Origin of the sequence: Rhodocytophaga aerolata (assembly GCF_030503435.1) — a bacterium.
In the GTDB taxonomy this organism is placed as follows: domain Bacteria; phylum Bacteroidota; class Bacteroidia; order Cytophagales; family 172606-1; genus Rhodocytophaga; species Rhodocytophaga aerolata.
Map to the genome: position 1 here is coordinate 584020 of NZ_JAUKPO010000002.1, position 19813 is coordinate 603832.

General features: G+C 41.6%; 15 protein-coding genes. 6 read left to right on the forward strand and 9 right to left on the reverse strand.

Features of this window, described 5'->3' with window-relative positions; genetic code table 11:
- Positions 1 to 108 precede the first annotated feature (108 nt).
- Positions 109 to 2967 carry a CHAT domain-containing protein gene (locus Q0590_RS06850; protein ID WP_302036758.1) on the reverse strand — a complete coding sequence of 953 codons (2859 nt, stop codon included), beginning with the start codon at positions 2965 to 2967 and terminating at the stop codon, positions 109 to 111.
- A gap of 355 nt (positions 2968 to 3322) precedes the next feature.
- On the opposite strand from Q0590_RS06850, the gene Q0590_RS06855 reads away from it, so the two are divergent.
- A complete protein-coding gene (locus Q0590_RS06855; RefSeq protein WP_302036759.1) occupies positions 3323 to 4654 on the forward strand; it encodes an acetylxylan esterase in 1332 nt (443 codons plus the stop codon).
- A 206-nt stretch (positions 4655 to 4860) separates the two neighbouring features.
- Here Q0590_RS06855 and Q0590_RS06860 read toward each other — a convergent pair whose 3' ends face one another.
- Positions 4861 to 5529, reverse strand: coding sequence for a DUF6048 family protein (locus Q0590_RS06860; protein ID WP_302036760.1), 669 nt, complete (start codon positions 5527 to 5529; stop codon positions 4861 to 4863).
- Positions 5495 to 6013 (reverse strand): DUF6452 family protein, encoded by a 519-nt coding sequence (locus tag Q0590_RS06865; RefSeq protein ID WP_302036761.1) that lies wholly within the window; start codon positions 6011 to 6013, stop codon positions 5495 to 5497. The genes Q0590_RS06860 and Q0590_RS06865 overlap by 35 nt, the downstream gene beginning before the upstream one ends.
- A 375-nt stretch (positions 6014 to 6388) precedes the next feature.
- Here Q0590_RS06865 and Q0590_RS06870 point away from each other — a divergent pair, with 375 nt between their 5' ends.
- Together Q0590_RS06870 and Q0590_RS06875 are read left to right on the forward strand one after the other, a co-directional pair.
- Positions 6389 to 6808 carry a Rad52/Rad22 family DNA repair protein gene (locus Q0590_RS06870; RefSeq protein ID WP_302036762.1) on the forward strand — a complete coding sequence of 140 codons (420 nt, stop codon included), beginning with the start codon at positions 6389 to 6391 and terminating at the stop codon, positions 6806 to 6808.
- A 37-nt stretch (positions 6809 to 6845) separates the two neighbouring features.
- The gene (locus Q0590_RS06875) at positions 6846 to 7634 is read left to right on the forward strand and encodes a hypothetical protein (protein ID WP_302036763.1); all 789 of its coding nucleotides are present in this window, start codon (positions 6846 to 6848) and stop codon (positions 7632 to 7634) included.
- 68 nt (positions 7635 to 7702) lie between these two features.
- Here Q0590_RS06875 and Q0590_RS06880 read toward each other — a convergent pair whose 3' ends face one another.
- From Q0590_RS06880 to Q0590_RS06900, 5 genes are all read right to left on the reverse strand, one after another.
- Entirely contained in the window at positions 7703 to 8245 is a 543-nt protein-coding gene (locus tag Q0590_RS06880; protein ID WP_302036764.1) for a hypothetical protein, read from the reverse strand.
- Positions 8246 to 8273: 28 nt separating this feature from the next.
- A complete protein-coding gene (locus Q0590_RS06885; RefSeq protein ID WP_302036765.1) occupies positions 8274 to 8717 on the reverse strand; it encodes a DUF2147 domain-containing protein in 444 nt (147 codons plus the stop codon).
- 90 nt (positions 8718 to 8807) lie between these two features.
- On the reverse strand, positions 8808 to 10823 hold the full coding sequence (gene nadE / locus Q0590_RS06890) for an NAD(+) synthase (RefSeq protein ID WP_302036766.1): 2016 nt from the start codon (positions 10821 to 10823) through the stop codon (positions 8808 to 8810).
- Positions 10824 to 11022: 199 nt separating this feature from the next.
- Positions 11023 to 11946: a ribose-phosphate diphosphokinase gene (gene prs, locus Q0590_RS06895; protein WP_302036767.1), complete on the reverse strand. Its 924-nt coding sequence runs from the start codon at positions 11944 to 11946 to the stop codon at positions 11023 to 11025.
- Positions 11947 to 12004: 58 nt separating this feature from the next.
- Positions 12005 to 13495, reverse strand: a complete 1491-nt coding sequence (locus Q0590_RS06900; protein ID WP_302036768.1) for a nicotinate phosphoribosyltransferase — start codon at positions 13493 to 13495, stop codon at positions 12005 to 12007.
- A 399-nt stretch (positions 13496 to 13894) separates the two neighbouring features.
- Here Q0590_RS06900 and Q0590_RS06905 point away from each other — a divergent pair, with 399 nt between their 5' ends.
- Both Q0590_RS06905 and Q0590_RS06910 read left to right on the forward strand, forming a co-directional pair.
- Positions 13895 to 15655 carry an ABC transporter ATP-binding protein gene (locus Q0590_RS06905; RefSeq protein WP_302036769.1) on the forward strand — a complete coding sequence of 587 codons (1761 nt, stop codon included), beginning with the start codon at positions 13895 to 13897 and terminating at the stop codon, positions 15653 to 15655.
- 102 nt (positions 15656 to 15757) lie between these two features.
- Positions 15758 to 16867: a leucine-rich repeat domain-containing protein gene (locus tag Q0590_RS06910; protein ID WP_302036770.1), complete on the forward strand. Its 1110-nt coding sequence runs from the start codon at positions 15758 to 15760 to the stop codon at positions 16865 to 16867.
- Between the two features lie 6 nt (positions 16868 to 16873).
- On the opposite strand, the gene Q0590_RS06915 is transcribed toward Q0590_RS06910, so the two are convergent.
- Positions 16874 to 17938, reverse strand: a complete 1065-nt coding sequence (locus Q0590_RS06915; RefSeq protein ID WP_302036771.1) for a threonine aldolase family protein — start codon at positions 17936 to 17938, stop codon at positions 16874 to 16876.
- 248 nt (positions 17939 to 18186) lie between these two features.
- Between Q0590_RS06915 and Q0590_RS06920 the strand changes: the two genes are divergently transcribed.
- Entirely contained in the window at positions 18187 to 19533 is a 1347-nt protein-coding gene (locus tag Q0590_RS06920; protein WP_302036772.1) for a caspase family protein, read from the forward strand.
- Positions 19534 to 19813: the final 280 nt, after the last annotated feature.

Consider the following 19813-nt stretch of genomic DNA (forward strand, 5'->3'; position numbering starts at 1 on the left):
ATTTATCTAATTTACGATTTTTTATCGGTTCGCTTGCCACTTATAACAGCATATACGTGCCTGCCTACCCTCTTGCCGGCAATCCTCTCTTTTCCTATTTTATCTAAATTAATTGCCTACCAATACAAATGCGCCCCAGTAATACGGGTTTTTATATTTAGCTTTCAGTTCCTGTTGGGCAATTTTAAAAGCCTGTGCCTTATTGGATGTTTGTAACCAGTTGCGGTAAAAGCTGCTCATCAGTTGCTGGGTAGCCGTGTCGTCTACCTTCCACAAACTCATAATGATTGATCTGGCTCCAGCTACCTGGAAAGCACGTTGCAGGCCATATACCCCTTCTCCACTTTGTACTTCGCCAAGGCCAGTTTCGCAGGCAGAAAGTACCACCACATCCGTTTTATCCAATGGCAGGTTCATGGCTTCATAGGCTGTAAGTATGCCATTATCGCTGCTTTTTACCTGGCGGGTATCCAGATTTTCTGTAGTCTGTTCGGCTCCTGCCAGCATCAAGCCTGAACGCAACAATGGATTTTCTTTGGCTTTATCGGGCTCTACGCCAAATACTTTTTCGTCATCTTCTGCTACGTCCTGCATAAAAAAGCCGTGGGTAGCAATATGCAGGATACGCGGATTATTTACCGCTTTTACCTTATCTTCGGTGGCTTCGTTCTGTACAAGCGTTTTAGTAGGGTACCCTTTGGTAGCCAGCACTTTCTTTATGTTATCAATTTCTACTTTGGTACCTGGCAAAGGGGCAATTTTACCTTTGGTTCCGTATGTTGGAAAACCCACCAGCATGGCCTGCGCTTTGGCAGCGGCCACCGGAGCAGCAGGTTTCATCGTCAGCAGGTCTTTGGTGTTGGTTAGCAGCACCAGATTTTTGTTATCAATCAGGTAAGCTCCGGAGGGAACTTGCAACGTATTAAGATTAATCTGGTTATATACTCCATCCAACGATAAATAAACGGTTTTCTTACCAGCCAGCGTTTCATCAATTTTGCTCCAGTACTGAATATATGAATAGTTATCTGCTACTTTCTGTTTAATGCAATTCTTGTAATAATTGAAAAACTTGGTATCTAACTCTTTGCCATTTTCCAGCAATACCAGCTGTGGCAGATTTTTCTCCTTCGTCAGAACCAGAGCTGCATAAAAGGTTGTATCGCGGAACACCACATCAAACCGCTTAAAATGCATAATTTCAATGGCTGCCTCCTCCGGCTTCAGCTTACTTGCTACCTCCGTAAAGCTGATTGCTTTCTGCTCATACCCTTCTGAGAATAACGTAGATTTTTTAGATAATTCTTTCTCTGTGGCGTTGGCTACCCGTTCCAAGGAATCCAGGTTGATGCGTTGCTCAGCCAGTTCTTCCTTGCTATAGGTATACCATTTCGCCAGGGTTTCTTTCTGGTCCAGCCAGTTCAGGTATTGTTTCTTCAGCTCTTCATCTTTGCTGCTTAAAATCTGCTGTTTTATTTTATTAGTGGAACTTAACAACATAGCCTTTGTCGCTAGCTGATAATTATACATATCGCCAATTACCTGCGGATGGGTTTGCTTAGCTGTTAAAGCAAATGAGTTGAAGCGTTGAAACTTAGGCCGGAGCTTATTCCAGAATTTAGCTTTTTCCTTTTCGCTCATAGATGGAAAGAACGTACGTACCAGTTCCAGGTCTTTATCCAGAACTTGCTTAAATAAAGTATAGGCACCATCTATTTCTTTTTTCTGCCATTGCAACAAAGCCTGATTTTCCAGGGCAGCTATATAATCTGCATGATTTTCGCCCAGGGTATTTTTGCGGACAGTAATCACTTTTGCCAGTAATGGAGTGGCTTCTTCTAATTTGCCACTGATCCGGTAAAAATTACCCAGGTTGCTGATTGCTCCTGCATAGGAAGGATGGTTTTCACCAAATTTTTTCAGATAAATCTCCGACGATTTTTTCAGCAGATCTTCTACCTTATCGTACTTGCCCATTTGCATATACAAGGCAGCCTGCTGATTAAGTAAAGCAGCATAGTCGGGGTGAGCTGTACCCAGGCGTTTCTTCTTGATTTCGATGGCTTTTATATATTCTTTTTCCGCCTCTTCATTTCTGCCCATATCTTTATACAACAGTGCCAGGTTGGTGATTAGGCGGATATAGTTGGGAGACTTATCGCCCAGGTTTTGTCCAGCAATGGCAATGGCTTTTTTCATCAGGGGTTCTGCATCCTGGTAGCGGCCAATAGTTTGAAATAGTACCGCCTGGTTATTCAAGGAAATCGCATAAGGCATAGACGTATTCCCTTTTGCCTGCTCTGTAATGGATAAGGATTCTTCAAATAATTTTTCGGCTTCGTCATACCGGCCCATGTCTTTATACAAAACCGCCAGATTGTTGAGCGAAGCACTATAACCTGCCGCATTTTCAGCCGCTTTTTCTTTGCGGATTTCCAAGGCCCGTGTCGTATAAGTTTCTGCTAAAGAGTAGCGGCCAGTGGTATGATATAATAGTCCCAGGTTACTCAATGACAGCGGATAGAGCATATCATCTGTTAGTTGCTCGGTTTCCAGAGACAGAATAGTGGCCAGAAATTCAAACTCTGCCAGTTTATATTTATTACTGGCATAAAAAAGCTCACCTGCCCCATTCATATTGGCTGCTTTTTCACGGGCAGTTTCTTCCCGGTTATCTTCTCCCTGTAGATAAGCAATAGCCACTGTCTGGGTACGCTTTCCTAGTTCATTGGTCTCATACAGCCCGGCATTGTCACTTAGAGAAATGGCATAATTAAAATTTGTTTCGTCGTAGTTTTTGCGGGCATCCGAGAGTTTATCTACCAGTTTTTCTTTTACTTTATTCTTCACTTTGTCCGATATAAGTCCACCAAAGGGAATTTGAGCAATGGATGAAAAGGAACAGGCAACCAAGGCCATTAGTAATGCAGGCTTAAGGAATAAAGCGTAGCTATAAGGGGTATTCATATTCTCAAGGTTAAACAAGTTTTATACAGGATGTGCAGGAAAATGGCACCAGACATACAAGCAGCATATATGTCCAGCCAATTAATGGCAGATACGCTTCAAGGTAACCTACTCTCTGTAAGTCCTTACATTAAATATACAATAATATAATGGCTAATTGAAATAAGTTAACTTCACTCGATGCTAATTATCAGCAACTTACGTAACTATGGTATTTCATAATTCCCCTGTAAGGTTCATACAAATTAGTCTGGCGCAAAGGAATCGGATAAATTTTTCTTGAAAATATCTATATTGCCTGCTTAGATCAGATTATTTGTTTTTCAGTCAATCTACCTAACTCTTCTACTTAATTATGCTTGTAAAGAACACTCAACGGAAAAAGGCTTTGTTCTTGCTGATTCACGTATGGCTGCTTAGCTGGTACGTACCAGTTATAGCCCAGCCTACAGAGAAATATATTAACATCCGGGTTACACCCGAGCATACTAATTGGACCTATAAACCCGGCGAGAAAGCCCGGTTTATAGTATCTGTCACCCAATCGGGCTTGCCGGTGCAAGGGGCAAAAGTGCGGTATGCGGTAATGCCAGAGAAAATGGCTGCTGTGTCCACAGGTCCTTTAACTTTGAAGGAGGGTAAGACAATGATTGATGGCGGTACTATGAAATCAGCAGGTTTCCTCCGGTGCGAAGTGTATGCCGAACTGGATGGCAAAGAATATAAAGGCATTGGTACGGCGGCCTTCGATCCTGGAGCCATTAAACCTACGGTAGAAAATCCGGCTGATTTTACTGCTTTCTGGAACAATGCCAAAGCTGATTTAGCTAAAGTTCCGCTAGATGCCCGCATGACTCTATTGCCAGAGCGGTGCACAGAAAGTGTAAATGTCTACCACGTCAATATCCAGAATTTTAAGAATTCCCGGTTGTATGGAATTTTATGTGTCCCTAAAAAAGAGGGGAAATACCCGGCTATTTTGCAGGTGCCCGGGGCTGGCATCCGCCCTTATTCCGGAGATATAGCCAAAGCTGAAAAAGGCGTAATTACCTTGCAAATAGGCATACATGGCATTCCGGTTACAATGGAAAAAGAAGTATACGACAATCTTTCCGCAGGTTCATTGGCTGGCTATCCGACCTTTAATCTGGATAACCGGGAGCTGTATTACTACAAACGGGTATATCTGGGTTGCGTACGGGCAGTAGATTTTTTGCAAAGTCTGCCGCAGTATGATGGCTCAAACATGGGTGTGATGGGGGGTAGCCAGGGCGGGGCACTTTCTATTGTAACAGCTGCTTTAGATAACCGGATAAAATACCTGGTTTCGTATTACCCAGCCCTCAGCGACATGACTGGCTACTTACATGGTCGGGCAGGCGGATGGCCGCATATGTTTGCCGGACCTAATGCCGCCTTGCACAACAAAAAAGATAAGATTGAAACCATTGGCTATTACGATGTGGTAAACTTTGCCCGCCAGGTGAAAGTGCCAGGCTATTATTCCTGGGGCTTCAACGACGAAACCTGCCCGCCAACCTCCTTGTACGCCGTATACAACGTTATTACGGCTCCCAAAGAGTTGTTTGTTGTTCCGGAAACCGGCCACTGGACATTCCCCGAACAACACGAAAAAACTGACACCTGGCTAATCAGTCAGTTGAAAGGGGAAAATGGGAAGCAGTAACAGAGGTAGAAAGGCAAGCCTGGAACAGCTTTATTGTGTGCTTTAAGGAATGGCATGGCAGCTTGGTTTTAACTCCTTCATCGAGTGGCATCTTATCCGGTGTTTCAGGAGTTGCCCCATTGGTTTGAATCAACTGGGTTAGCTGAGCCGCTCATTCTTCCAACGTATAGTATTAGTAAAAAAAGTATGTTTTCTTGGCACCATGCCTATAGCTTATTTCTCTTTAATGGAATCAGGTAATAGACATAATAATTAAAACCCATAGCATTTCTGCGGATGGGGTTACCAAAGCCTGGAATTAGCAGAGGGTCCACTTCACCATAGTCACTTTCGGCAATGCGTAATTTAAACCTGGCAGTAAAACCTAGAAATACATTACCGAATACATTTACTTTTACACCTCCTACCGCCTCCCCCCAATGTGCAGTTACGGCCTGTTTCGCAGAATTTGCTTGCTGGTTTCCCCAAAAATCATCAACTAGTTCTATGTCCGATGCCTGATAACTAAACTGGCCAATACCATACCTGGCGCCTACAAATATATAGTTATCCCCGCCCCCTTTCAGTATATTGTGTTCTACACCTACTCTGGCAAATAAGCCATTGCTGTTATAGGTATACGTCTCTTTCGTAATATCCAGCAGGTTATACCCAGCTTCGCCTACCAGCAACAGCTTTTTGTAACTCATGTCAGCTGAAAACTCCAGGGTTTTGTTGGTGTTGTTAGTCAGGAAGTAATAGGCGATTTTACCTATGTCTACCCCAATGCGTATCCCCTGTGTGCGTATGGTATCTGCGCCGTTTTGTGCATAGCCCGCCTGGCTACACAGTAACCAGAGACTAAGGCACCAGATACAGCTGTATATGAATTTCATTTCGGATAGGATCTATTTCTGGAACGATTACTAGAATGTTGTCAAAATTGGTATAGGGCTCTTTAACAGCTAAATTGGTGTATTTAACTTCAAACCCACACGCTTGTGAAATAAACTCATATTGCCGGTTATAGGTAACGGTAAACGAAAGATCAAAAGGAGTTTTGTCAGCCGCTTTCCCTTGCAGATGAAAAATGGTAGAGTCAGCCTCTGGGTTAAGGCGTAAAACGGCTGTTTTGGACAGGCTGTCAGGATTTTCGGGTGAAAGGGTTAGAAAAGGTTTATTTTCCAAACCCACTGCATACGACCGTGTGATATTAATTAGCGTATCGGCAGATTTTTGACGGCTGCGGGTAGCATCCGTATATTTTTTAAAAGCAATATTCAACTCAGGTTCAGGCCGTAATGCTTCACATTCCTGGTTCACGCAAGCGGTAAATAGCAGGGCAGACACGAAAAGCATCAGCCAATGTAGAAACTTCAATTTTTCGAAAGATTGATTAAATGAACAGCTAAATTAGAAAGTAAACGCCAACAATGAAAATAAATGTATAGCTCAGCCTTTATTGTACATTAAAAAGGGCTTACCTGCATACTGGAATATGCATATAAGCCGGTAATCAATCCTTCATCTGATGAGTGATGGCTAGAAAATAAAATCAATAATTCCGGCAACTCCCAGGATAACCAGTACTATAAAAATAACAACAATGGCCAGTACGATTTTAAGCAGTTTTCCCATAACTTATAAGTTGATAAAAATATAAAGTAAAAAATATAGTTCTTGCGTATACAAGGCTAACTAACGGACTTTATACCAATAAGTTATTTTTATTCACTTTAGCTATACACCTTACCTATGTTGCAGAAAGCCATTACCATTGCTGTAGAAGCGCATAAAAATCAGACAGACCGCTACCAGGCCCCCTATATTATGCATGTGATGCGGGTAATGATGCGTGGCAAGACAGAAGAAGAAAAGATATGTGGGATATTGCACGATGTAGTAGAAGATACGGAGTGGACGTTTGAAGACCTAAAAAAAGAAGGATTTACGGATGCGATGATAGAAGCCCTCCGCTGCCTGACCAAAGGAGAAAACGAACCATACGATGACTACATTAGCCGCGTAAAAACCAATAAGCTAGCTATTGCCGTAAAACTTAACGACCTGGAAGATAATATGGATGTCAGGCGGTTGCCGCAGATGGAACCCAACGATGTAGACCGGTTCAATAAATATTTGAAAGCCTACCAGCAGCTTATTCAGCTGAAATAAATGTATCTGTTTACTATCCTGCTTATTTGCCATTATTTTGTTTAGAAACAAGTTTTTCCGCTATAGTGCCTTTTTGTTGACTACGTTTTTGCTGATAGTAGCAGGCGGCTTTTTGTTTAGCTACCCACAAGTTGTCCGCTGCTATACCATTCATTTTTCCGGCGCTTTTGATGCATATCCGAACAATGTGTATATCAGCAAAGGCACCAGTGCTAAACAAACTAAATCGTTACTGCTTTTGCTTACCCAATCGCGGCAACGGCTTGCCAGCTTTTGGGGAAACAGGCAAAGCGAACCTACCCTTATATTCTGCCATACCGAAGAATTATATAGAAAATATGGCAGCGCCAGTGGAAGTCCGGCTAACTACTTTGGCACCCCCTTGGGCACTTTTGTTGTTATTAGCCCACAAGGGTTGAATGTAGATGTACTTAGCCATGAAATGTGCCATGCTGAACTTACTCACCGCGTTGGCTGGTTTACCATGAGCCGGGAAGTTCCTCAATGGTTTAATGAAGGGATTGCCCTGATGGTAGATTACCGCTATCCAGATAAGGGAGTAGAAAACACCTATAAACACTACCAACAAAAATGGCAGCAAACATCTATGCAAGGGCAAATACAAGTATCGCTGAAAGATCTGGAAACCGTAGAGTCTTTTTACAGAAACGATAATTTCTGGGTGAACCTGGCTTATCTACGGTCTGGACTGGAGGTATCCAGGTGGTTGGAAGGGGCCGGAAAACAAGGATTACTAGATCTTACACAAAGTTTGCATGAGGGTACCTCTTTTGAAGAAGCATGGCAAAAATCGACTGGTAAATAAATAAACCAATACTACCCATTATGATGGTTTGTTGCTAATTTTTTTGCAGAAGCGGCTTGTGGCCATAGCTATCGCTCGCAGGTGTTGTTTATTGGTTTTCCTGTGTTTTGGTCTAATTCAAATGTTTGCCACCCCCCAGGTGGGTCCCATTCCCCAATACCTTTAATTTTTCCATCTTCTATCGATTGAATCCTGACGCCGTCTATACCTAAATCAGCACTTAGCCACTTCTGTTTTCCTTGCCAATTAATACATATAATTTCAGAATCGGTAGTAATATATATAGCTTGTTCATAAAGGGTAAATTCAGAAAAATACCCTTGAAATTTGATCACAAACTTTGTCTTTTTATTTAATAAGTTGAATAAAATAGCCCGGTTTCCGTATCCAATGAGCACGTCAGTACCTTTAACTTCAGTTTGTTTAAATACAGGACTACTTTCAGATTCGACTTTTAAATTTAATACTTGTTGATGATTTTCTTGACTTTGAATAATGATAAATTCAGCACTATGATGAGAGTAAGGATTAATGCCAACTAAGTCAATGATTTCTACTGAAGGTATTGGATCTGCTTGTATATATGCTAAATACTTATTCGTCCCTTTCAATTCCCATAAGAACAATACTCACTCGTCATTACTTTGCTCTTGTCCAGACGTCGGTGCGGCCAATAAGAGAGATTCCTACATAGCCTCTTACTTCCAGCTGGTCTGCTTTTGTAAGAGTCATTTTGCAGGAATAGGTTTTGCCGCTTTTAGGGTCATAAATCTCTCCATCTTCCCACACATTGCCAGAGTCGTACTCAAAGTTTCTCATTAGCTCCATCCCCATAATGGGGCGGTTCTTCAGGCTGGCATCAGGGTTATTTTTATCTACTTTAGGTTTCCCTTCCTCGTTCATTGGTTCTTTAAGCCATACTATTTTTCCGCAATACTTTTCGCCGCATTTATAGATTTCAATTCTGGATTCTTTGCTGCCATTATACCAGGTACCTACTACGGCATTGGGGTTATTCTGTGCGGATAGATTTGCTAGAGAAAAAGTTAAAAGCAAGAGGGCTAAATACTTAATAACAGACATAATGTTGAATGGAAAATGGAAAAACAGCCACTACAAATGATAGGTAGCAGCTGTTTTGGTACAGATATTAACTACGAAACAGTGATTTTATTATTTGCTGTCGTCTAATTTTATCTGCCGCATTTCTTCGAGCTCTTTTTCAAAGCCTCCGGATAATATCGGGAACCGGCACCAGGTTTTAGGGTCCAGGTTCTCATCATCCAGATGGAAGGAAGGTGCATAGCGTTCGCGTTTCCACTGGTTGCGGCTCCACAGACGGAAGAACCGTTCAATATACAAGCGTATCTGTGTTTCCGTATACACATGGCCAAACTTTACAACCATCAATTGCAGCACATCTTTAGGAGTCTGCTTGTCACGGATGGCACATTTTTCAATAGCATCCAATACTTCATAGGGCATTAAGTCAGCTTCGTCAGTTTGAGTCATTTCCAGTGGGCGAAGTTCAGCACTTGGTTGCAGGGAATTAACTTTGCTCAATCCTTTAATCTGAAGCTTTCCATCTATGCCTTCTCTTTCCAGCCATAGGAGCCATCTACGCAAAAATGCTTTATCTATTCCGGCAATGGGGCTGATGCTGCCTGCTGTGTCGCCATCCATGGTAGCATAGCCCACAGCCGCTTCTGAACGGTTGCTGGTAGAGAGCAATAAGGCATTGTTAATATTAGCCAGCAGCCATACACTTGGCGCACGTACCCGGGCTTGTATATTTTGCAAAGCAATATCATCCGTTTTCCAGCTTAATTCTCTGTGTATGCCCCCTTCTATTAGTCCCAGATATTCCCGTACCAAGGTATCTATGCCTATCTCAAAATAAGTTACGCCTAAATCTTTAGCCAGACTTTCAGCTGAACTACGTGTATCATCTGAACTGTTAACAGTAGATTGGTAAATACAGGTAATCAGTTTACTTGCTAGTTCTTTAGGTGTGTGGCACTCTGCCAGGCCAGGCATGTAGAATAGTTTTTTCTTAAATTCTTCTATACCTATACTTTCGATGGCAAAATGAATCATTAGGTAGCATAAAGCGGACACAGCCGAAGAATCAGCGCCGCCACTTAAGGAAACGACAAACCCTCTGGAACGGCTTTTCCGCATATAATCAAATAGTGCTAATGCTACGGCTCTGGCAAATTCTTCTTCTTTTATATAAGGGCTGTTTTCCCAGGATTCAAACCTGGCGTGTACGGGCTTTGGCCGTATGAAAGGGAAATTGAAATCATAGGAAAATACGCCTTTGGCTTCTCCGGACGTATGGATACCAGCTGCTGAAGTAAATTGCGCTTTGGTTTGTGCCTGCATCAGCCGGGTAAGATCAATATCTATAACACAAGAGATCAATTCATAGTCTGCATAAGAAAAACGCTTGCCTGTGGCCAGTAATTTACCTCCTGAGGCAATGAGCGTACTGCCGTCGTAAATAGCCCGGCCAGCTTCATTCCCCAGCAGGTTGGCATAGATGTAACTAACACCAAAGGCCCTGGAACCTTCCAGTACAAAACGTTCGCGGATGTCCATTTTACCAAAGGCAAAGTGGCTGGCGCTAGGATTTAAAATAATATCTACTCCATGCCGGTACAAATCCCTGCCTGGCCGGCTGGCCACCCAGGCATCTTCACAGATTTCAAATCCTATTTTTACGCCGCCACACGCATAATATACATCGCCTATGGGGTATGCTTTGCCACCTACTTCAATTTCACCTTGCTCGCCTTGCGGCCAGGGATTGAACCAGCGAGGTTCGTAATGGATGCCATCTCCGGCTAGGTACCGTTTCGCTGAAAACCCGAGAATTTTTTTATCTGCAATAAGGCAGGCCGTGTTATATATGCGGTTGATGTATTTTACAGGCAAGCCCACCGACACTATGATATCTTCTGTATAGGGGACAATTTCCTGCAATACCTCAAAAGATTTCTCAAATGTGCCATGTGAATAAAAGGCATCTTCACAGCCATATCCAGGAATACACAGTTCGGGCAGGCAGAGCACGCTTATTTGCTGTGCTTTGGCTTCCGTAATAGCATCTATGATGTGTTGCTTGTTTCGGTCCCAATCTAAAGGTGTCTGGTTAAGAACACCGGCAGCTACTTTTATAAGTTTCATATAGTATAATTCTATTATTTCAAATAGTGACTTAGCGTTTTTGGCTAAGAGTATGCACCCATTTACCTGCTAAAATTTTATATTTATTCTCATTATTAACCTCTACTCGCAAATAATAGGTAGACTTACTCTCATATAACAGATCAAATGTTAATTACTTCTCTTTAACACTGTATCGTAATTTTATAATGCGTGTCTGTTAATGGTGATCTATCTCTTGTAGTAACAAATCTGCGATGGATTTGATTTGGAGAAAATCATCTTTCAGGGAAATGGCATTAGGATGGCTATCTGTGCTTATAACACATTCAAATAAGCCACTGTTTTTTATCGTTTGCAGACCACCTTTAGAAAACAAGCCATGCGTGGTAACGGCAGCGATTTTAGCAGCACCCGCTGCTTTATAAGCTCTGGCGGCATTTACCAATGAACCCCCAGTGCGAATCATATCATCATAAATAATTACATACCTGTCCTGCACATCGCAACTAATGGATATAATTTCTGTATTTTCGGCATCTATCCGCCTTTTAAATACAAAAGCCCCTTGTATACTCATATCGTTAGCCAGAGATTCTACCCATTTCGCCCGCCCGGCATCCGTAGAAGCGAGAATAAAATCATCTCCGGCCAATTGCCGGCAGGCTTCAATAATAATGGGTTTCCCGTAGAGATGTACAGCTTTTGTTTTACCTTCAAAGTAATAAGGTAAGCCTTCCGTGTGTAGATCCAGAAGAATAACCCGGTTGTCGAGGGTGGTATCGGGAATGCTGGAAAGCAGAAACGCTCTGGTTTTGGCAGTAACTATTTCTCCCCGCTTTACAGCACGCTCCATGGTAGAATAGCCGAAATAAGGGATAATAAGCAACAGAGATTGAGCACCTAAACTCACTAGCGTATAGGCCAGGTCGTATAACTCCAGCGTATCGGCATCGGAAATAGTACCGCCAATTAATACTACATCCCGTTCGTCAATGTCTGAAAGAATCCGCTGGTAGCGTTCGCCATCCGGAAATTGTTTTACCTCTACTTCTCCCCGACCATAATCGCCTTTTGCCAGAATAGCCTCTTTCAAGTAACTGTATTGCCTGGTACTGAATATTATCTTTTTATCGAATCTCATAAAGGAATTTAGAATTGAAATTGCCGCTTAGAACTGGCAAGGTCTTATGATTAAATATCTATACCTCTTCCGTTTCTGATTTGAGGTTTCTTAACTGCAGAATCAAGTCAGTTTTAAAGTCATACAGTCCTTTTTCCAGACCAACCGGGTAGATATGCGGATTAGAAAAACGCTTGATCCCTTCATGAAACATACCTAATTGATGCTTTACCCGCAACCTGGTATCTTCTATGGGAGGCACCGTATATACTTGTTGGCCTTGCCGGAAAACAGGTATCAGCAAATCTTCAAAGGTCTCCGTATTGGTTAGTTTCCGGCGTTTGGTATAATCCATGGGGTCTACAATAGTGCTGTTCTGCTGGGGCAGAAAACTTTCTGTATCGTAGATCATGTCTGCAAGAAACTCTTTATCATTAAAATACCGCCTTACTTGTTGTATACCTGGCGTTGATATTTTAATGGCTTGCTCAGATAACTTTAACTTATAATCCCATCCCCCGCTGGTATTGCGGATAGCCGCCAGTTTGTATACGCCACCCAAGGCTGGCTGGTCGTAGGCGGTTACCAGCTTGGTGCCTACGCCCCATACATTAATGGTGGCTCCCTGATTTTTCAAACTGAATATAATGTGCTCATCCAAATCGTTACTTGCCAGAATGCTGGCATCTGTAAATCCGGCAGCATCCAGCAGTTTACGCGACTCAATACTCAGGTAAGCTAGGTCACCGGAGTCCAGACGGATACCGGCCATTTTGTAGCCTTTAGCCCGTAATTTTTTCCCTACCTCAATGGCTTTTTTTACACCTTCCAGGGTATCATAGGTATCTACCAGAAATACGCAGTTATTGGGCATTACTTCTGCATACGTTTCAAAGGCATCTTCCTCCGTATCAAAAGACATAATCCAGCTATGGGCATGGGTTCCTTTTACCGGGATACCATAGAGTTTACCCGCCAGTACATTAGACGTGGCGGCACAGCCGCCGATATAAGCCGCCCGGCTTGCGGTAACGCCGCCATCTATTCCCTGTGCCCGCCGCAAGCCAAATTCTAAAATGGGTTCATCTTTTACTACCTGCCCGATACGTGCTGCTTTAGTGGCAATTAACGACTGAAAATTAATCATGTTCAGGATAGGTGTTTCTAGCAATTGGCATTGCAAAATAGGACCTTTAATGCGGAGCATCGGTTCTTGTGGAAATACCACCGTTCCTTCTGGTATGGCATCAATATCACAAGTAAATCGTAACTCTTGCAAGTATTCCAGAAAAGCAGGCTCAAATAATAATTGCCCATCGTTGCCCCGTAAGGTTGCTAAATAGGCAAGGTCATCTTCGGCAAATCGCAGATCTTGCAGGTATTCTATTACCTGGGCAAGTCCGCAGGCAATGGTATAGCCCCCTTGGAAAGGATTTCTACGGAAAAACATGTTAAACACAGCTTCTTTGCCTGCCATGCCGGATTTCCAATAGCCATAGGCCATCGTAAGCTGATATAAATCGGTAAGTAGGGTAAGCGAGTTATGATAGAGCGATTTACTGCTATTCATGAGAGAAAGATTAGTTAATGTAATTTTTACACTAAGCTAGATAAAAAAAGAGAATCTACCAGTACGTAAACAAAAAAAATTTGTCTAGCCCAACTTAGAAAGATTTACTATTAGTAATTATGACACCTATATATCTGTAAATCAGGTAATTTATAACTATATAAATTTTCTTCTTGTTAATGTGCAGCCTGCTTTCTAATGTCTGTTATCCTTGACACTTTCTATAAAATGTTTTTAAAAGAAATAATACAGGTACGTATACTGGAATCTATCTGCTGATTTTTGAAGCGGCTCATTCGGCTATCCTACAGAAAATAACCTGACAAATGTGTGAACCATTGAGTATAATTACAGCTTATTATAATGTTATACCTCTACTAGTAGAATAGAACCACTTGCATGAATAAAGAAGAAAAAAGCGGCCGTATTTTCGATATAGCCGTTATTAAAAGACTGCTGCTCTTTATGCGGCCCTACCGCATGCAGTTTTTCTTACTTATCTTTTTAATTATTTTATTAGCAGCCTTGGTGCCTGCCACGCCACTGCTCATTCAACATACCATAGATCATCATATTATGGAAGCCAATTACCGTGGCCTTACAGTAATGGTTTGTATCATGGTGGGGTTATTACTCGTGCAGTCGATAGTACAATATTATAACACGTATCTTTCCGGATGGCTGGGGCAAAACATTATCCGCGACATACGCATAGATTTGTTCAGGCACTTGCTGAATCTCCGGCTTAAATTTTATGATAATACGCCTATCGGCCGCCTGGTTACCCGTACTATTTCTGATATAGAAACCCTGTCCGATGTGTTTAGCGAAGGTCTGGCGGCTATTGCCGGTGATATTTTGCAAATACTGGTTATTCTGGGTGTGATGTTTTATATAGACTGGCGGCTTACGCTGGTTAGTCTGGCTATGCTGCCGCTACTGCTGATCAGTACGTATATTTTTAAAGAGAAGATAAAAGAGTCGTTTAATGAAGTACGAACCGCTGTATCTAACCTTAACTCTTTTGTACAGGAACATATTACCGGAATGAGCATTGTGCAAATTTTCAACAGTGAAGAAGCAGAGTTTAAGAAATTCAATGAAATAAACCGGGAGCATAAACGGGCCAACCTCAAATCAGTATTATATTACTCCGTGTATTTTCCGGTGGCAGAGGTAATTTCTGCGGCCTGTACCGGCATGCTGGTGTGGTATGGTGCCCGTGGGGTACTCAGTGAAGATATTACACTAGGTACCCTTACGGCTTTTATTATGTTTATTTCCATGTTTTTCCGGCCCATCCGCATGATTGCCGACCGCTTTAATACCTTGCAGTTAGGCATTGTCAGCACCGACCGGATTCTGAAACTGCTGGATAGTAAAGACTATATTCCTAACGAGGGCACCTATCAGGCCCAGGATATGAAAGGAGAAGTGAACTTTAAAAATGTATGGTTTGCCTATAATGGGGAAGAATACGTTCTAAAAAATATCTCTTTCGATGTAAAAGCTGGAGAAACTATTGCCCTAGTGGGTGCTACCGGTGCCGGGAAATCTTCTATTATTAACCTGCTAAGCCGCTTTTATGACATCAACAAAGGTCATATCTATATTGATGGGCATGATATTCAAGAATATGAGTTAAATGCCCTGCGCAGCAAGATTGGGGTGGTGCTGCAAGATGTATTCTTGTTTTCAGATACCATTATGCAGAATATTACACTGGGTGATCCAACCATTACCAGAGAAAAAGTGCTGGAAGCCGCAGAGTTAGTAGGTGCCCGAAAATTTATCGAACGCCTGCCCGGTGGTTTTGAGTATAATGTTATGGAACGGGGAGCCACGCTTTCTGTCGGACAGCGGCAACTGATTTCCTTTGTACGGGCTATGGTATACGACCCCAGAATTATTGTACTCGATGAGGCTACTTCATCGGTAGATACCGAAACTGAGGAACTGATTCAGCAGGCCATAGAGAAGATGATGAAAGGCCGCACATCCATTGTAATTGCCCACCGCTTATCTACCATCCAGAAGGCCAACAAAATTATTGTAATGGACAAAGGAGAGATTAAAGAGCAGGGTACCCACGAAGAACTGTTGCAACAGGAAGGATTATATACCCAGCTCTACCGCATGCAGTACAAGGAAGTGGTATAACTAAATAATATATTGATATTACCCTAATTTTCTAATACCAATATTGGCAGTTGCAAAATCATAGAAAACAAGCTAAATTTATTTTACTGCAGCAACTCCTTCATGTTCAAACATCTAGCCCTTTATTCATTCCTATTTTTAGTTTTATCCTCTTGTTTTAAAGATGAGCTACCTCCCGGCACTTACGACTCTTTGGACAAAGCTCTGCAAAATCCATCAAGTGTAAAGAAACTGATTTTACGGAAAGGCTTGGAAGAATTTCCTATGGAAGTTCTCCGCTTGGAAAACCTAACTTTTCTTGATCTTGGATTCAATAAATTTACAGAAATACCTGCTGATATTCAGAAGTTAAGTCAGTTGGAAATATTGTACTTAGATGGAAACCAGCTTACTCATTTGCCTAAGGAAATCGGTAGATTACAGTTACTTAAAAATCTTCATCTGGGAGAAAACAATTTACAGGAACTACCTTCTGAATTTAGTAACTTAACCGATCTATTGAGCTTAACAGTGTCTGGTAATCGGATAGATACCCTTAACTTCAATATGTCTAAGTTGATTAATTTAAAACAATTATTTATCGATCGGAATCCTATACAATATTTAGATATTTCGAATTCTTCAATAATTGAATTGTATGCTAGAAGTTGTAAACTAGATACTATCCCAACTACAATATTTTCTTGCTCAAATCTGAAGCTTATTAATCTTTCAGAAAACAGTATAAAAGATATCCCTAATAACATTATTGCGCTTCAAAAACTAAATGAGCTAATTCTTGATGCGAATAGAATTGAAAATTTTCCAGAAATAATTTATGGGATTAATAGTTTAAGAGGCCTTAGTTTACAAAATAATCAGATATCCGTTCTGCCTCAAAACATAAGTGAGTTAGATAGTATTTACTACTTTCTTATAGGAAATAACAGAATATCACAAATACCTGCTAGCATCGGTAAGTTACAAAACCTGAATAGATTTGAAGCTGCACAAAATCGAATAGAGTCATTACCCAAAGAAATAGGCGATATGCAAGAACTTCATCAGTTAGATTTTAGTTTTAATGCACTATCTACTTTACCTGAAGAGTTCAAGAAACTAGATAATCCCAGAAGTGCTCGTTATTTATTATTCAAAGAAAACTTATTTTCCGACTCAGAGAAAGAAAAAATTAAAAGTTACTTTACAAATAATGTGAGTATAACTTTCTAATACAAGTTATATCACTTTCTTCTCCAGTGTTACACTTGCTTTCCTTAACACAGCTATTAACCTGTCCAGCATACTATCGGTGAAATCCAGGTGGGTAACAAAGCGGATTTTGTCCTTACCAAAAGCAGCCGCCAGAATATCATGTTCTTTCAGATATGCCAGCACTTCATTATTTACTCTTTCGGAAGGCGTTTGAAAAATCACAATATTGGTTTCTACCGGTAATATGCTTTGCACAAAAGGCACATTCTGTAAACATTGAGCAATTATAGTTGCCCGCTGATGGTCTTCTGCCAGGCGTTGAATATGATGATCCAGGGCATAGCTGCCAGCAGCGGCCAGAAAACCGGCCTGCCGCCATCCGCCGCCCATTACTTTGCGTATGCGTTTGGCTTTTTCTATTAGTTGCTTACTCCCCAGCAGTACGGAGCCTACCGGCGTGCCTAAGCCTTTAGATAAGCAAATGGAAATAGTATCGAAATAATTTCCATAGTCTACAGGATTTTCTCTGGTAGCTACTAGGGCATTAAACACCCGGGCCCCATCCAGATGAAGAAAAAGGTTATTGGCTTTACATACATCACTTATGGCGGCAATCTGATCTAGCGTATAGTAGCAACCTCCCCCTTTATTGACTGTATTTTCCAGAGCAACCAGAGAAGTTCTGGGATAATGTATATTGTCGGCATTTATGTTCTCCAGCACATCATCGGGTGTAAACCGGCCTCTTTCGCCATTCAGCAGCCTGACAGAAGCCAGCGAGTTAAAGGCAATACCACCGCCTTCATAATTATATATATGTGCCAAACGGTCGCAGATAACTTCGTCGCCGGGCTGTGTTAGCAATTTTATGGCAATCTGGTTGGTCATCGTGCCCGAAGGACAGAACAACCCTGCTTCCATACCAAAAATACGGGCTGCTTTTTCTTGCAGGGCATTTACAGATAGGTCCTCCTCATATACATCATCGCCTACCTGGGCTTGAAACATAGCTTCCAGCATGGCAGGTGTCGGGCGGGTTACGGTGTCACTGCGCAGATCTATAGGTATGTGTTGAGTTTGAGTAGCCATACGGAAAATCAAAGAAATTTATAGTTGAAAAAATGTAAAAATACCCGTAATTTGAGTAAATAAATAATTTTTATCCAGCCAGCTACCGAATATAAAAGAATTTCTGCCCGCTTGTTAAGCCGGGTTACCTGTAAGGAATTTTATCATCAAAAGTATATAAGCATCTGCCAAGTTTTTTAGGCTTGATACATGCCAGAAGTGCAAAATCTAATTAGCTTTCGAATTAAAACCAATTGATTAATTGTCTTATGAAAAGGTTTATACCTGCGTTGTTACCCTTGTGCTACGTGCTAGTCATGCTGATGACCAGTTCGTGTGCCACTGTATTTAATGGTGCCCGGCAAAAAGTGACCATTACGTCCAACCCGGCTGGCGCCGAAGTATACCTCAATGGAAAAAATACCGGACTTGTCACCCCTTGTGAAATTAAGGTGAAACGGAAAGTAAAGGCCGGGCCAGATACTGAGAAGAATGTACAGCACTATGTGCTGAAAAAAGATGGTTATCATGATTATGAGTTTAAAGACAGAAGACATATTTCTACTGGCGCTACCATAGGAAATTCTGTGGCAGGCTTGTTTGGTGGTTTGATGGTATGGAGTGGATATCTCAATGAAGAAGAAACACCTGGATCCACCGCAGCCGGTTATATAGTAGGTGTTCCTTTCTTACTAGGATTTCCTGTAGATATGATGACTGGGGCTTTAAACAACTACCAGAAAAACCTCAATATAAATATGGTTAAGAAGGAACGGGAGGTAATTGTAATCAACAAAGACTCTACCGTATTGCAAAAAGACAACTTTAAATTAGCTAATGTCTATGCGGTTATTGTAGGTGTATCTAACTACAAAGACCCTAAAATGAATCTGCAATATGCCGATGACGATGCTAATTTGTTTTACAATTTCTTAAGAAGCCCCTTCGGTGGAGCCGTACCTGAGCAGAATATTACCTTGCTTCTGAACGAGAATGCTACCCGTGCCAATATTATTAAAGCCGTAAACAACCAGTTCCGGAATGCTTTTGAAGATGACGTAGTTATTGTGTATGTAGCCAGCCATGGTATGCCTTCTGCCTTAGGTGACGAATTATACTTCCTGGGCTCCGATACAGACAGGGATAACCTGGAAGGAACCGGTGTATCGCAATACGACATTCAAAAAGCCTTAAATAATTGCCGCTCTCAGAAAAAAATATGGGTATCCGATGCTTGTCATTCAGGCAGTGTAGGGGGTACGGGAGTAATGATGCGGGGTGAAGAAGAAAAAGCCGCTTCCAATATGGTAAACCGCTTATTAAGCAATGTTGCCTCTCACGACAAAAACCTCATTATGCTGACTGCTTCTTCCGCCGGTGAAACATCCCAGGAAGCAAAAGAATGGGGCGGTGGCCATGGCGTATTTACCCACTATCTGGTAGAAGGACTGAAAGGAGCTGCCGATGAAAACAAAAATGGCCTGGTAGACATCCGGGAAGCCTATGAATATGTACGCATGAAAGTATCTACCGAAACTAAAAAGAAGCAATATCCTGAGTTAAAAGGAGTGTACAACAACAAATTCCCGATGAGTGTGGTAAAACCCAAAGAATAGTAAAAGATTTAAAGCCTCAGCTATACACCTTACATGCTTAAAAACGTGTAAGGTGTTTTTATTTTAATTTAGAGCATTGTTTCTGCTTTTTACTAATTAAATTTCTGGAAAAAATGTTTATTCCACACATCATCGTATATAGTTAACCCAACCGGAAATCAATTCTATGTTAATATAAGGCTGTTTCTGAGGAAATAAGCATCTGTTAATTTGCCAACCTGCTCTATGAAAATACTGATTGTCGAAGACGAACCCAAACTAGCCTCCTATATCCAAAAAG